The following is a 15,081-nucleotide window of genomic DNA, read 5'->3' on the forward strand; positions in this document are numbered from 1 at the left end:
GATGAAGTCCTGTGCAATTCTTTTAAGCGTTTTATGCCGCCAGCCCTTTAAAGATAAGCGCAAGCAGCTATAAATTTAATAGCAAACGTAAGGTGGCGTGAGAGCTTCAGCAGCCTTACTTGGCCGCCACCGCTTCCTGGTTGGTGGCGACCTGGGCCCTTGTGGTCTCGGTCGCGGCTTCCAGGCGGCGTTCCTTGCGCTCAATCAGGGCCTTCTTGTATTCGTTCGGGAAGACCTTCACAAACTTCAGGCGTGACTCGCTCCAGTTGTCGAGCAGTTCGCGCGCACGCTTGCTGCCGGTCCAGCGGTTGTGGTCTTGCAGGAGGCGCTTGAGCAATTCCTCGTCGCTTTCGCCCGCATGCCATTCGGCCTTGTCATGCGTGTGCTGTTCGGATGTGGTGACCACGCGGTCCATCGACACCATGGAGGTGTTGCAACGCGTGGCAAACAAGCCGTCCTCGTCATATACATAAGCCACGCCGCCGCTCATGCCGGCAGCGAAGTTGCGGCCGGTTTTGCCCAGCACGGCGACGGTGCCGCCCGTCATGTATTCACAGCCGTGGTCGCCCGTGCCTTCGACGACTGCCGTGGCGCCCGACAGGCGCACGGCAAAACGCTCACCGGCCACGCCGCTAAAGAAGGCCTCGCCGGTGGTCGCGCCGTAGAGCACGGTGTTGCCGACGATGGTGTTCTTCACCGCGTCGCCGCGGAAGTCGATGCTGGGGCGCACGACGATGCGGCCGCCGGAAAGACCCTTGCCGGTGTAGTCGTTGGCGTCACCGATCAGGTACATGGTGATGCCCTTGGCCAGGAAGGCGCCGAAGGACTGGCCGCCGGTGCCTTCCAGCTGGATGCGCAGCGTGTCGTCGGGCAAGCCTTGTGGGTGGTGCCGTGTCAGCTCGCCCGACAGCATGGCGCCGACGGTGCGGTTGACGTTGCGCGCCACCTCGATGAACTGGACTTTTTCGCCCTTTTCAATCGCGGCTTTGGACTTTTCGATCAGACGCACGTCCAGCGCTTTTTCGAGCGCGTGGTCTTGTTCCATGACGTGCATGCGCGGCACGTCGGCCGGCACATTCGGCTGGTAGAACAGGCGGGCGAAATCGAGACCGCTGGCTTTCCAGTGCTCAATGCCTTTTTGCGTGTCGAGCAGGTCGGCGCGGCCGATCAGGTCGTCAAACTTGCGCACGCCGAGCTGCGCCATGAGCTGGCGCGCCTCTTCGGCGACGAAGAAGAAGTAGTTGACGACATGTTCGGGCTTGCCGCTGAATTTCTGGCGCAGCACCGGGTCTTGCGTAGCGACACCAACAGGGCAGGTGTTGAGGTGGCACTTGCGCATCATGATGCAGCCTTCAACCACCAGCGGCGCCGTGGCGAAGCCGAATTCGTCGGCGCCCAGCAGCGCGCCAATGATGACGTCGCGGCCGGTTTTCATCTGGCCGTCGGCCTGCACACGGATGCGGCCGCGCAGGCGGTTGAGCACCAGGGTTTGCTGGGTTTCGGCCAGGCCGATTTCCCAAGGCGAACCGGCATGCTTGATGGACGACCACGGCGAAGCGCCTGTACCGCCGTCATGGCCTGCAATCACCACGTGGTCGGACTTGGCCTTGGCCACGCCCGCCGCGATGGTGCCGACACCCACTTCACTGACCAGCTTGACGCTGATGCTGGCGCGCGGGTTGACGTTCTTCAGGTCGTGGATCAGCTGGGCCAGATCTTCGATGGAGTAGATGTCGTGGTGCGGAGGCGGCGAGATCAAACCCACGCCGGGCACTGAGTAGCGCAGCGAGCCGATGTATTCGCTGACCTTGCCGCCGGGCAGCTGGCCGCCCTCGCCGGGCTTGGCGCCCTGCGCCATCTTGATCTGGATCTGGTCGGCAGACACCAGGTATTCAGCCGTGACGCCGAAACGGCCCGACGCCACCTGCTTGATGCGCGAACGCAGCGAGTCGCCGTCTTGCAGCGGCAAATCGACCTCGACCTGTTTCGGGCCGATCACGCTTTTCAGCGTCTCGCCCTTCTTGATCGGGATGCCCTTGAGCTCTTGCCGGTAACGGTTCGGGTCTTCACCGCCCTCGCCCGTGTTGCTCTTGCCGCCGATGCGGTTCATGGCCACGGCCAGTGTGGCGTGAGCCTCGGTGCTGATAGAGCCCAGCGACATGGCGCCGGTGGCGAAACGTTTGACGATCTCCTTGGCCGGCTCGACTTCGTCGATCGGGATGGCTTTGGACGGGTCGATCTTGAACTCGAACAGGCCGCGCAGCGTCATGTGGCGGCGGTTCTGGTCGTTGATCAGCTGGGCGTATTCCTTGTAGGTGTTCCAGTTGTTGGAACGGGTGGAATGCTGCAGCTTGGCAATCGCATCGGGCGTCCACATGTGGTCTTCGCCGCGCACGCGCCAGGCGTATTCGCCGCCGGCGTCCAGCATGTTGGCCAGCACCGGGTCGTCGCTGAAAGCCGCGCGGTGCATGCGCAGCGCTTCTTCGGCGATCTCGAACACGCCCATGCCTTCGACCTGGCTGGCCGTGCCGGTGAAGAACTTCGCCACGGTGCCCTTGTTCAGGCCGATGGCCTCGAACAGCTGCGCGCCGCAGTAGCTCATGTAGGTCGACACACCCATCTTGGACATGATCTTGGACAGGCCCTTGCCGATGGCCTTGGTGTAGTTGTAGACGGCCTTGTCGGTGCTGAGGTCGCCCGGCAGGCCCCTGGACAGCTCAGCCAGGGTTTCCATGGCGAGGTAGGGATGCACGGCTTCAGCGCCGTAGCCGGCCAGAACGGCGAAGTGGTGCACTTCGCGCGCGGAGCCGGTTTCAACCACCAGGCCGGCGGTCGTGCGCAGGCCTTCTTTCACCAGGTGCTGGTGAATCGCCGACAGCGCCAGCAGGGCCGGAATGGCAACCTGTGTGGCGCTAATCCCGCGGTCGCTGATGATCAGGATGTTCTTGCCGTCTTTGATCGCATCAACCGCCTCGGCGCACAGCGAGGCCAGCTTGGCCTCAACGCCCTCGTGGCCCCAGGTCAGCGGGTAGGTGATGTCCAGGGTGTAGCTCTTGAACTTGCCCTGGGTGTGCGCTTCGATGTCGCGCAGCTTTTGCATGTCGGCCACGTTGAGCACGGGCTGGCTGACTTCCAGCCGCATCGGCGGGTTGACCTGGTTGATGTCCAGCAGGTTGGGCTTGGGACCGATGAAGGACACCAGCGACATCACGATCGCTTCGCGGATCGGGTCGATAGGCGGGTTGGTCACCTGCGCAAACAACTGCTTGAAGTAGTTGTAGAGCGGCTTGTTCTTGTTGGACAGCACGGCCAGAGGGCTGTCGTTGCCCATGGAGCCGGTGGCCTCTTCGCCGTTGGCGGCCATGGGGGACATCAGGAACTTGATGTCTTCTTGCGTGTAGCCGAAGGCCTGCTGGCGGTCAAGCAAGGCAATGCTGGAGGCGGCGGGCACAGTGACCGGAGCAGTCTTGGCGGTTTTGCCGGCCAGGTCGTCCAGCTTGATACGGAGGTTTTCAATCCACTGCTTGTAGGGCTTGCTGTGGGCCAGCGTGGCCTTGATTTCTTCGTCGTCGACCATGCGGCCTTGCTCGAGGTCGATCAGGAACATCTTGCCGGGTTGCAGGCGCCATTTGCGCACGATCTTGTGCTCGGGAATCGGCAGCACGCCCGATTCGGAGGCCATGATGACCAGGTCGTCGTCGGTCACGCAGTAACGGGAGGGGCGCAGGCCATTGCGGTCCAGCGTGGCGCCGATCTGGCGGCCGTCGGTGAACACGATGGAGGCCGGGCCGTCCCAGGGCTCCAGCATGGCGGCGTGGTATTCATAGAAGGCCTTGCGGCGCTCGTCCATGGTGGTGTGCTGTTCCCAAGGTTCGGGAATCATCATCATCACAGCCTGGCTGATGGGGTAGCCGGCCATGGTCAGCAGCTCCAGGCAATTGTCAAACGTTGCGGTGTCGGACTGGCTGGCAAAGCTGATGGGGTAGAGCTTTTGCAGGTCGGCGCCCAGCACCGGCGATGACATCACGCCTTCGCGCGCCTTCATCCAGTTGTAGTTGCCCTTGACGGTGTTGATCTCGCCGTTGTGCGCCACATAGCGGTAGGGGTGGGCCAGCGGCCATTCGGGGAAGGTGTTGGTGGAAAAACGCTGGTGCACGAGGCCGAGCGCGGAGACGCAGCGTGGGTCCGTCAAGTCACGGTAGTAGGTACCCACTTGATCAGCCAGCAAAAGGCCTTTGTAGACCACGGTGCGACTGGACATGCTGGGCACGTAATACTCTTTGCTGTGCGTCAGGCGAAGGTTCTGGATGGCGGCGCTGGCGGTCTTGCGGATCACGTACAGCTTGCGCTCCAGCGCGTCCTGCACGATGACGTCGTTGCCGCGGCCGATGAAGATCTGGCGCAGGATGGGTTCTTTTTCGCGCACGGTGGGCGACATCGGCATGTCGCGGTTGACCGGCACATCGCGCCAGCCCAGCAGTACCTGGCCTTCGGCCTTGACGGCGCGCTCCAGCGCCTGTTCGCACGCGAGGCGGGAGGCGTGCTCTTTGGGCAGAAACACCATGCCGACGCCGTATTCGCCGGGCGGCGGCAGCTGCACGCCCTGGCTGGCCATTTCTTCGCGGTAAAGCGCGTCAGGCAGCTGGATCAGGATGCCGGCGCCGTCGCCCATCAATTTGTCAGCGCCCACTGCGCCCCGATGATCGAGGTTTTCGAGGATTTTCAGGCCTTGCTGGACGATGGCGTGGCTTTTGTGCCCCTTGATGTGGGCCACAAAACCGACGCCGCAGGCATCGTGTTCGTTCGCACCGGAGTACAAACCGTTTTCTTCAAAATGCTTGATTTCAGCAGCCGTGGTCATGGCAATTCCTCGTCAGTTGGGATGACGGCGATGCCGCGCGGCTTCTGAAAAGGCCCCGGCAACGCATCCATCCGCAAGGTTCATAATTTTTCGCAGGGAATGGGAGCATATTGCATTGCAACAACAATGCCAAGCGTTTTAAATAGGGTCAGATTCTAATTAAATACCGATCAATTTAATCAACATTAAATTAGGGACACATCAAATTTGATAGCAATAAATCCACATAAAGACTGGGCTATAGGCCATTTTCTTCCTCATTTTGGATGCGAACTGGCCGCCCGGGCAGGTTTTTGGTGATGCGGCGCTCTGTCCGTTTTTGCAGTTCCGAGACAAAGCCCTCACCTCCCAGCGCCCAACCGCTCAAGGCCGAACGGGTCAGCTGCTCCTGCTGCTCCAGCGTGATGCCGGCGCGCACCAGTTCGGCGTAGGCCACCTCCCGGGCGAAGGGTGTGTTTCCCAGCGCCCAAACCAGCGGATGCGGCGTCAGCAGGTTGTCCAGCCGCAAGCCGGCATAGTGGACGTAGCTGGACCAGGGGTAGTCTTTGGCCTCGGCCACCAGCCCCGCGCGAACCGGGTTGAGGTCCATGTAGGCCATGCACGGCAGCAGGTAGCGCTCGGCCTCGATGACCGTGGCGCGGTAACGCCCTTCCCACAGGGTGCCGGAGCGGCCCTGGCTGTCGTTGAAATAGCGCACGTAGCGCCGCCCCGCCGCTTGCATCATCCTCGGCAGCCCTTCGGCCGTGGAAGGCGTTGCAAGCAGATGGAAGTGGTTTTCCATCAGCACATAGGCATGCAGGGCGACGCCGAATTTGCGGGCGCTTTCGTCCAGAAGCGCCAAAAACATCTGGTGGTCGGCCACCGATGAAAAGACGGTCTGGCGGTTATTGCCCCGCTGGATGATATGGTGGGGATAGCCGGGAAGCGTCAGCCGGGGAAGACGGGCCATAGGGTGCGATGCCTGGAGTTTGCACCATGATAAAAGGAATCTGACCCCAATTTCGCCGTTCCGATATTGCGCAAATGGACACCCTTCAAAGCGCCGGCAAGGCGGGCGCCCGCACAGAGTCAGAACGCTTAACGAACGACTTTGCCGTCAGGCGTGATGGTGACCAGGTCAATCGCGCGCACCGATTCGTATTTCTTGGGGCGAAGGTTCACACGAAAGCCGCCCACGTCGTAGTCCGTCATGGTTTCAAACGCCTTTTGCAGGCCTGCCCTGTCGGGTTTGCCGCTGCCGGCCGCACTGCGGCGCACACCTTCGGCAAAAGTACGGGCAGCAATATAACCCTCCACACTCTCGTAACTCGGCGTCTGGTCCGTCTGGTTCAGTACATCCAGGTACTCCTTGATGATGGGTGTACCCGTACTGCGTGGCGACGGCACCACCTGCGAGATCACCACGCCGCCTATCTCCTTGCCCAAGGCACTGAACAGCGGATCGATACCCACGACGGAGAAATTGAGGAACTGCCCGCCGAAGCCGGCCTGGCGCATCTTGCGGATAAACGCCGCCGATGAATTGAACAGGCTGACCTGGATCACGGCCTGGGGTTGCGCCTTCATCAGCTGCGCTACTGCGGCATCGACCTTGTCGCTGTTGACCGGGGACAGGGCGCTGCCAACGATGGCCGGGCGCTTCAGATCGATCAGGGCCTGGTTGACCGCTGCAAGGCCGCCCCGCCCCATGGCGTCATCTTCGGCAAATACACCGATACGGTCCTGGTTGAGGGTGGCGCAGTGGCGTGCAATTTTGTAGGCCTCGTCAGCCAGCGCCGGGCGCACATGAAATATGTTTGCCAGAGCAGGATCGTGCAGCGCGTCCGACGCCGCAAAAGGCGCGAAAAAGAGCGCTCCGGACGCCTTGGAAGCGGCAAACGCGGCGTCACAGCTGGCTGTTCCGGCAAAGCCGAACAGCGCGTCTACGCCTTCGTCGATCAACTGCTTGGCATTGGCGGCAGCCTTGGCCGGGTTGTAGCCGTCGTCGAGTGTCTTGACTTCTATCTTATGGCCGCCGGCACCGCCCTTTGCATTGATGGCATCGAAATAAATCTTTGCTCCATTCAGATACGCCAGACCGATCTGGTCGGCTGCACCGGTCAAGGGCACCGATTGGCCAAGAAGAATCTTGCGGCTGGTTTTGCTTTGAGCCCAGAGCGCAGGGCTTGCTACCGCAGCGCCCGCGGAAACCCCGCGCAGAATTAGTTGACGTCGATTGAGACCCATGAGAACACCTTTTGAGAGACGAAATAGCCAAAGCAGGTTTGATGCCCGTACCTCAGCATGCGCTCAATATTCCGAAGAAATGTCACAGATTGTGCGCAGACCCTCAGCGTAATCTGTACAACCACCAAAAACCAGCGTGGGAATGCCAACACGTCATAAGCCTATGCGCATGGGGCGCCAACTTACGCCCGTTCAAGTGCGTTGGCAAGCAGATCCAGGCAAGCGATGAAGCAAGATTGCCAACACGAGGGCGACGGCACAGCCGGCCGTCGCAAGCCAACCCGTCCATTGCCACCCTCCCGCAGTGCCGGCCACCCAGGCAACCAGCGGAGGACCGGCAAATTGCCCCAGCGCCGACCACTGCTGGACCCAGCCAACGGTGGTGGACACGGCATCACGGCGGGGCGCAAGCTGGATGGCCAGGTTAAACAGCGTTGCGGGGATCAGGCCGCCCACCATCGAGAAGACCAGTATGGCCACGTACTGTATTTCCGGGGGCAGTTGGACGGCAAATGCGAGCTGGGCACCTCCAGCCATCGACAGGAAGCCTGCCCCAAGCAGAACCACCGGTCGTGCACCACGCTCCAGCAACCTGCCTGCCGCGACGTTGCCGATGATATTGACGGCAGCCGCAAGCGCCGTGAGCCAGGCCACCCATGCACCACTCACACCAGCCTGGGTGTAGATGGACGGCAGGAAACCGACCACGGCAAGCCACTGCCCCGAGTACATCGCAAAAGCAACAGCCATGTACCAGGCTGCGCGCGACCGCAGGGTCGCGCGGACAATATCTCCGCCACGGAAATGAGGAGCCGGCGACTGCCGGGAGGACATGCCATCATGCAGATGCCCCTGTGCGGGGACTTGCCACACGACCAGCAAAGCCAGCACTGCGGCCAGTACGGCCAGAAACCACCACAAAATTCGCCAACCCCAGTCCGGTGCGGCCAGCCCGATGATCGCGGGGCCACCCAGCAAGGCCAGAGAGGCCCCCAGCGGCATGTAGGCGCCCCATACTCCCAGCATGCCGTTGAGCCGCTCTTGTGGCACCAACTGGCGGATCATGGCTGGGGCCGGTAACACCACCCAGAGGAATCCCAGCCCTTCGAATACACGTGCGGCCAGCAGCCAATGCACATCGGGAGACATTCCACCCAGCAAGCCCGCACCACCCAACACCAGCAGCCCGGCCACCATACTGCGCTTGAGGCCGGCACGCTGCACAACAAGCCCGATGAGCAGCCCGAGCACCATACCCGCCAGCTGCACCAGCGACAGGAGAAATCCGGCCTGCAGCAATGTCACGCCCCATACCTTTCCCAGTACAGGCAGCGCAGGCGGTAGTTTTCCCACGTAAAGGGCGGCCACCACACCGGCAGCCATCACGTACCAGGCCGCGTTCGGGCTCGGGGTTGTTGTTGGTCGGGGCTCCGTCACGCTTGCTGCCTATGGGCCGCTACAACTCCACCTAAACCGGAAAAGCTGCGCGCCCCTTAAGGCGTTCATGCTCTTTGGCGGCGAAGCGGTCTGTCATGCCGGCAATGTAGTCGGCGACCACCCTCTCGGGTTTTGCGCCCGCCGCATGGGGGGCGTCAATGCCGTCAAACCGGTCGATGTGAGCCTGGGGCATCTGGGCCGGGTCGGCCATATAGGCGTCGAACAGGTCACGGACTACCTGCTTGGCAGCCTGCGTGGTTTCCACCACTTTCGGGTGGCGGTACAGGTTTCGCAGCAAAAAACGTTTGAGGGATGCAGACTGCGTCGCCATTTCTTCGGTAAAACACACCAGCGCCGGATGCCTGCGAACTTCGTCCACGCTGGCAGGGGCAACCTTGTGAATCGCAAGCGATGTCGCATCCATCACGTTATAGACCTGGGCACTGAGCATGCGCCGTATGGTCTCGAATAGCAGCCGCCGGCCTTTCAACGCCCGGTGCGCCAGTTGCGTTTCGCGGCAGTGTTGCGCGAACAGCTCGACACCCTCCAGTTGCTCCAGGCTTAACAGGCCGGAGCGCACGCCGTCGTCAATATCGTGCGCGTTGTAGGCTATTTCGTCCGCAAGGTTGGCCAGTTGTGCTTCCAGGCCGGGTTGCAGCCAGCGCGGCCCGTCAGCGGGCTCTACGAACCGGCGGGCAACACCGTCCGGCTCGCGGGCTTCAATATGGCGTGCATTGCGCCTGGAACAATGCTTCAGGATTCCTTCTCGCGTCTCAAAGGTCAGGTTCAGCCCGTTGTAGGCCGGATAGCGCTCCTCAAGGGAGTCCACCACGCGCAGGCTTTGGAGGTTGTGCTCAAAGCCTGCGCTGTCCGGGTTGCAGGCCTTCAGGCAAGCGTTCAAGGCATCCTGGCCGGCATGGCCGAACGGCGTATGGCCCAGGTCATGCGCAAGCGCAATGGCTTCCACGAGATCTTCATTGAGCTGAAGCGTGCGGGCGATGGACCTTCCCAGCTGGGCGACCTCCAGCGAATGAGTCAGCCGGGTGCGAAACAAATCACCTTCGTGATTCAGGAACACCTGGGTTTTGTACACCAGGCGCCGAAAAGCGGTGGAGTGCACGATACGGTCGCGGTCGCGCTGAAACTCGGACCGGGTTGGCGCAGCAGGCTCGGCAAAGCGGCGGCCACGCGAACGCGAAGGGTCACAGGCATAGGGCTGGAGATTCATGGACTAAACGTAAATACGACCGGAATCCCATACGGTACAAGCGCAAGCAGTTCCTGAATTGATAGCAATCTCAGGTACTCCTTCCACATTTTCCACCGCTTATGCACAGCACATATCTATGACACTGCGCACCATGGCATCCGGCGCGCTGCGAACGGCTGCCTTCCCGGGGCCGTCGATCACAACAAACCTTATCTCACCCGCTTCGGATTTTTTGTCGATGCGCATCAGTTCGAGATAGCGGCCGGCATTGTCGGTGGTTGACAGAACAGGTCCTCGCACCGGCAGGCCGCATCGTCGGACAAGATTGGTCAGGCGTTCCGTAAAAGGCTTGTCAACCAAGCCCAGACGCTCTGACAGATGCGCGGCCATCACCATGCCGCAGCCCACACCTTCGCCATGCAGCCATTCTCCATAGCCCAGGCCGGATTCAATCGCGTGACCGAAGGTGTGACCGAAATTCAGGATGGCCCGCAAGCCCGACTCCCGCTCGTCCTGGCTTACAACCCATGCCTTGATCTCACAACTGCGCCGGATGGCGTGGGCCATGGCCACGGGCTCCCTGGCGAGCAGGTCTTCCAGGTTAGCCTCGATCCATTCAAGGAATGCCATGTCGGCAATGGGGCCGTATTTAATGATCTCGGCCAGACCCGCACTCAGTTCGCGAGACGGCAGCGTCGCCAGGACATCCAGGTCGCACACCACCTGCAAGGGCTGGTAGAACGCACCGATCATGTTTTTGCCCAGCGGGTGGTTGATCGCCGTCTTGCCGCCTACCGAGGAATCCACCTGGGCCAGCAATGTCGTGGGCACCTGCACAAATGGTACGCCTCGCATGTAGCTGGCCGCGGCAAAGCCGGTCATGTCGCCGACCACGCCACCGCCCAAGGCAAACAGCACCGTCTTTCGGTCGCAGCCGTTTTCCAGCAGGGCATCAAAAATCAAGTGCAGGGTAGGCCAGTCTTTGTGGGCTTCACCATCCGGCAAGGTGACCAGCAGCACCTTGTCATAGCGTTGCTGCAATGCCCGGGTGAGTTGCACGGCATACAGCGGTGCCACGGTGGTGTTTGACACCACCAGCGCCGTCGCGGCTTTGGGCACGTCCTGGTAGGTATTGCTGCTTCCCAGAAGCCCGCTGCCAATGACGATCGGATAGCTGCGTTCGGCCAGATCTATCCGGATTGTCGCAACGGCGGAAGAGGAATTTTCTTGCATGGAAGAAGTGTAGAGGCTTCCACCCTTTCCAAGGCTTGCCAATGGTTACGGCCGGTCGGGAGGCGGAGCCATCGCGCCTGCCAGCTCCAGCTGCATCAGGATCATGTTGACCAGTGTAGAGACCGAAGGGCGGCCAGTTTCAATGACATAGTGTGCCGTTTCCCGATAGAGGGCGTCGCGGGCGGCGTAAAGGTCCCTCAGTCGCGCCAGCGGATCGGCCACCTGAAGCAAGGGGCGGTTCTGGTCATGCCGCAAACGGCGAAAAACCTCTTCGGGGATGGAATGCAGGTAAACCACCTGCGCCCGCTCCCGAAGATGTTGCCGGTTGGCGGGGCGCAGCACAGCCCCTCCGCCGCTGGAGAGCACACAAGCCTCACCCTGAGTCAATTCATCGATGACCAGCTGCTCGATGTCGCGAAATGCGTCTTCACCTTCGCGCTCAAAAAACTCACGGATGGAGCAACCGATGCGTTGCTCTATCACCTGATCCGAGTCAATGAACCGCAACCCCATTCTTCGGGCAAGATGCCTGCCGACAGTGGATTTTCCCGACCCAGGCAAGCCCACGCAGGCGATTCTCAACGGATGTGCATTCAATTGATCCATGAAACGGCCGCCGGGCGCGCAAGCATCGCCGGTCGGCGTGCTGCTTGCGGGTGATATAAAAACTATGCGAACGTTAACAGGTGTCCTATTGGACAGAGTGACGCGCGATGCTCTATGCCTGCCGACAACCTCGCTGTCTGAATCAGCGCAAAGCACTCCCATTTGTCAACATTTTGGGGGTCAGGAACACCAGCATCTCGGACTTGGTGGCTGAACGTGTTCTTTGTTTGAACAAGTTGCCAACACCGGGGATATCGCCCAGCAACGGAACCTTTGTTTCGTTATCACGGTCATTTTGCTCATAGATTCCGCCGATCACCACAGTTCCGCCATTTTCCACCAACACCTGCGTCTGGATGTGCTTGGTGTCAATCGCAAAGCCGTTAGCCGTTTCGCGGCCCACGCTGTCCTTGTTCACGTCGACATTCAGGATAATGTTGCCTTCTGGCGTGATCTGGGGCGTGACCTCAAGCTTCAGGTTGGCTTTGCGGAAGCTAATGGAGGTGGCGCCGCTGGAAGTCGCCTGCTGGTACGGCAGTTCCGTACCCTGCTCGATCAAAGCCTTAACTTGGTCGGCGGTGATGATACGCGGGCTGGACACAATTTTGGTCTTGCCGTCTGCTTCGGATGCCGAGATCTCAAGGTTCAACAGCCTGGTCATCGATGAATTGAAAAGCGACAAGGCAAATGTATTAGCTCCAAAGCCGTTTTGACCAACAGCGGGCATATTCACAAAATCGCCCGCATTGGTCCCAATGTTTAAACCGAGTTGGGGTGCAGTACCAGCAGGAACATTAGGTGGAATGTAGGTATTCCCAAACATAACATTACTGGTCGTATTGAATGGCCGACCGCCCAACCTGACACCTAATGATTTACCCCACGAGTCGGATGCCTCGACAATACGTGCTTCGATCAGTACCTGACGAACGGCTACATCAAGTTTTGCGATCAGCGCTTGCACCTGCTCCAACCGCGAAGGGATGTCGGTCACAAACAGCTGATTGGTACGCGTCTCCGAGATCACGCTTCCCCGCGCTGAAAGTATTTTGGTAGCGCCGGCGTTGGTGCCCAGTAGCCCCGCAGCAACATCCGCAGCCTTCGCGTAGTTAAGCTTGAAATCCTGGGTACGGAGCGTTTCAAGGCTTTGAATCGCATTTTTTGATTCAAGGTCCAGCTTGTCTTTGGCTGCGAGTTCATCTTTGGGTGCTATCAGCAAGACGTTGCCCGTTTTTCGCATGCCTAGGCCTTTGGCCTGCAGAATAATATCCAGCGCCTGATCCCAAGGCACATCTTTCAAACGCAATGTAACGGCACCGGTAACCGAATCTGAAGTCACGATATTGAAGTTCGTGAAGTCCGCGATCACCTGCAAGAGCGAGCGAATTTCAATATTCTGGAAATTCAAAGAAAGCTTCTCACCGCTATATCCCGGTCCTTGCGTCAACTTATTTGGGTCGATTTTTTGCTGGCGCACTTCCAGCACAAACTGGCTATCGCTTTGGTACGCGCTGTGCTCCCAAGCCCCTTTGGGCTCTACAACCATGCGAACCTTATCTCCTGTTTGAAACGTGGTGACGGTCTGCACCGGTGTTCCGAAGTCGCCTACATCCAGGCGACGGCGCAAGCCCTCAGGCAATGCGGTTTTCAGGAACTCGACCACCAAGGTCTGGCCTTGTTGACGAATGTCTACCCCCACTTGGTTATTAGGCAAATCCACAACAATGCGCCCAGAACCCTCGACCCCGCGCCGAAAGTCTATGTCCTTCAAGGGAAGCGTGTCGGTATTGCGATTCTCAGCGAACACCGGCGGCGCTACCGCAGAAGGAGCGGCTGCGGCAACCGAATCGAGAATGATCAGCAACGATTTTCCTTGAATCTCAGCCTTGTATGCCGTCGGCACTTTGAGATTCAGAACCACGCGAGTCCGCTCCCCCGCTTGTACGACGTTTGCTGAGCGCAGATTGCCCAAATTGAGGTCTACTGCAGATCGACCCATGGAATTGCCGACTCCGGGGAAATCAAGTGCGATGCGAGCTGGTGTTTGGATACTAAATCCTGTCGGGATTGCAGCCAACGGCTCGGCCAAATCAATCCGAATGACTTCCGAGCCACCCTGAACTGATCCAGATACGGCTTGAATGGCATTTTGCGCCTGCGCCACCAAAGGAGCAGCAGTTACAGAAAATGCCAGACTGAGTGAAGCACAGCGCAACACACGCCCCAACAAAAGCTGCAGGCGGCCCCCGATTTCCTGCGCCTCTAATGCCTGTGTCTGCTTGTTCATTTTGATCCCTCTAATAGCTGTAATGTCGCGGTCCGCTCTATCCATTCACCCGCTGCGTCTTGCACTATCTCGCGAAGTGCGAGATTCGTTTCGGTCACCTTCGTGATTCGGCCGTAATTTTGCCCAAGGTAATTTCCTACCCGAGCCTGGTAAACCAGGTTATCTACCCGTACCAGCGCAACTGGCTGGCCAACCTTGATCAGGCTGCCCACCATAACAACGGCGTCCAAGGGATATGCTTCGAGCGGTTCTTTACGCCGACTCAGTTCAGGTGCAATCAAAGCGGCGTTGGCCGTCGATTGATTGGATTCGCGCTTCAATGCCTGCGTCAGTTTTTGATTGCTAAAAGGTTCAATAGAACCCTCTTGGCCATATGGCTGTGGCGAAAACTTGGTTGGCTCCGGCAGAGGAGCCACGCGAGGCTTGGTCGCGTTACGCTGTTGCGTCATCCATTCTTGCAACTCCTCTTGGCCAGAAGAGCCGCAACCAGACATGCCAAATAAAACCCCTACCACCCCACAGACGGCTAACGCGTATTTGCCCTTATTCATTTTTTTGCTCCTGGACTGCTCTTGCGCTGCAAGGCAACCTCGTCATTGTCCAGGTAGCGGAACGTCTTGGCCGTAGTATCCATGACCAACGCGCCGTCCTTACCTGGCAATATGGTCAGGTTATTCAAGGTGACAATGCGTGAAAGATTGGCTATATCAGCCGCAAAAGAGCCGATGTCGTGATACCTTCCAGTGACTCGGACGGCGATCGGCAGCTCAGCATAATATTCCTTCACGCTGACCTGGCCTGGACGAAACAATTCGAACTGCAGACTACGTCCTAAACCAGCCTGATTGATATCAGAAAGCAATGCGTCCATTTCGGCCTTGCTCGGTAGCTGCTTTTCAAGCTGGGTTACATATTGTTGAACCTGTTCGCGCTGCTTCTTCAGCGCATCCAGATTGACAGCCTGCGCAAGCTTTGCCGTGTAGTCTTCCTTAAGTTTGACTTCCTTGGCTTTCTCTGCGGTCAACTCCTCATCGGATGCGCTGAGCCACACAAACCAGAGGGCCACGACAACAAAAATCGTTACGGCCAGGCAAAGAAGATAACGCGGAAGCGCTGGCCAGGAAGGCGGATCGTTGGGATCCAGGCCCACAAACTGGGACTTCAGACTGCTTTGAATGGCAGCAAAGTCGATGGAATTTTTAGAGGTTTTTGCCATGATCA

At 59.3% G+C, this 15,081-nt stretch carries 10 protein-coding genes; all 10 read right to left on the reverse strand.

Annotated features, from left to right (window positions below; translation table 11 throughout):
* Positions 1 to 115: 115 nt before the first annotated feature.
* Positions 116 to 4,861, reverse strand: coding sequence for a glutamate synthase-related protein (locus AC1DYR_RS12420; RefSeq protein WP_477705360.1), 4,746 nt, complete (start codon positions 4,859 to 4,861; stop codon positions 116 to 118).
* Positions 4,862 to 5,099: 238 nt separating this feature from the next.
* Positions 5,100 to 5,810, reverse strand: coding sequence for a transposase (locus AC1DYR_RS12425; protein ID WP_477705361.1), 711 nt, complete (start codon positions 5,808 to 5,810; stop codon positions 5,100 to 5,102).
* A gap of 128 nt (positions 5,811 to 5,938) precedes the next feature.
* On the reverse strand, positions 5,939 to 7,087 hold the full coding sequence (locus tag AC1DYR_RS12430; protein WP_477705362.1) for an ABC transporter substrate-binding protein: 1,149 nt from the start codon (positions 7,085 to 7,087) through the stop codon (positions 5,939 to 5,941).
* Between the two features lie 192 nt (positions 7,088 to 7,279).
* The gene (locus AC1DYR_RS12435) at positions 7,280 to 8,524 is read right to left on the reverse strand and encodes an MFS transporter (RefSeq protein WP_477705363.1); all 1,245 of its coding nucleotides are present in this window, start codon (positions 8,522 to 8,524) and stop codon (positions 7,280 to 7,282) included.
* A 31-nt stretch (positions 8,525 to 8,555) separates the two neighbouring features.
* Positions 8,556 to 9,752: a deoxyguanosinetriphosphate triphosphohydrolase gene (locus AC1DYR_RS12440; RefSeq protein WP_477705364.1), complete on the reverse strand. Its 1,197-nt coding sequence runs from the start codon at positions 9,750 to 9,752 to the stop codon at positions 8,556 to 8,558.
* 99 nt (positions 9,753 to 9,851) lie between these two features.
* Entirely contained in the window at positions 9,852 to 10,967 is a 1,116-nt protein-coding gene (gene aroB, locus AC1DYR_RS12445; RefSeq protein WP_477705365.1) for a 3-dehydroquinate synthase, read from the reverse strand.
* 45 nt (positions 10,968 to 11,012) lie between these two features.
* Entirely contained in the window at positions 11,013 to 11,549 is a 537-nt protein-coding gene (locus AC1DYR_RS12450; protein WP_477705914.1) for a shikimate kinase, read from the reverse strand.
* Between the two features lie 166 nt (positions 11,550 to 11,715).
* Positions 11,716 to 13,860: a type IV pilus secretin PilQ gene (locus AC1DYR_RS12455; RefSeq protein WP_477705366.1), complete on the reverse strand. Its 2,145-nt coding sequence runs from the start codon at positions 13,858 to 13,860 to the stop codon at positions 11,716 to 11,718.
* Positions 13,857 to 14,411 carry a pilus assembly protein PilP gene (locus AC1DYR_RS12460; RefSeq protein WP_477705367.1) on the reverse strand — a complete coding sequence of 185 codons (555 nt, stop codon included), beginning with the start codon at positions 14,409 to 14,411 and terminating at the stop codon, positions 13,857 to 13,859. Before AC1DYR_RS12460 ends, AC1DYR_RS12455 begins: the two co-directional genes overlap by 4 nt.
* The gene (locus AC1DYR_RS12465) at positions 14,408 to 15,076 is read right to left on the reverse strand and encodes a type IV pilus inner membrane component PilO (protein ID WP_477705368.1); all 669 of its coding nucleotides are present in this window, start codon (positions 15,074 to 15,076) and stop codon (positions 14,408 to 14,410) included. The genes AC1DYR_RS12460 and AC1DYR_RS12465 overlap by 4 nt, the downstream gene beginning before the upstream one ends.
* Positions 15,077 to 15,081: the final 5 nt, after the last annotated feature.

The sequence above is a fragment of the Polaromonas sp. P1_F9 genome, assembly GCF_056405615.1.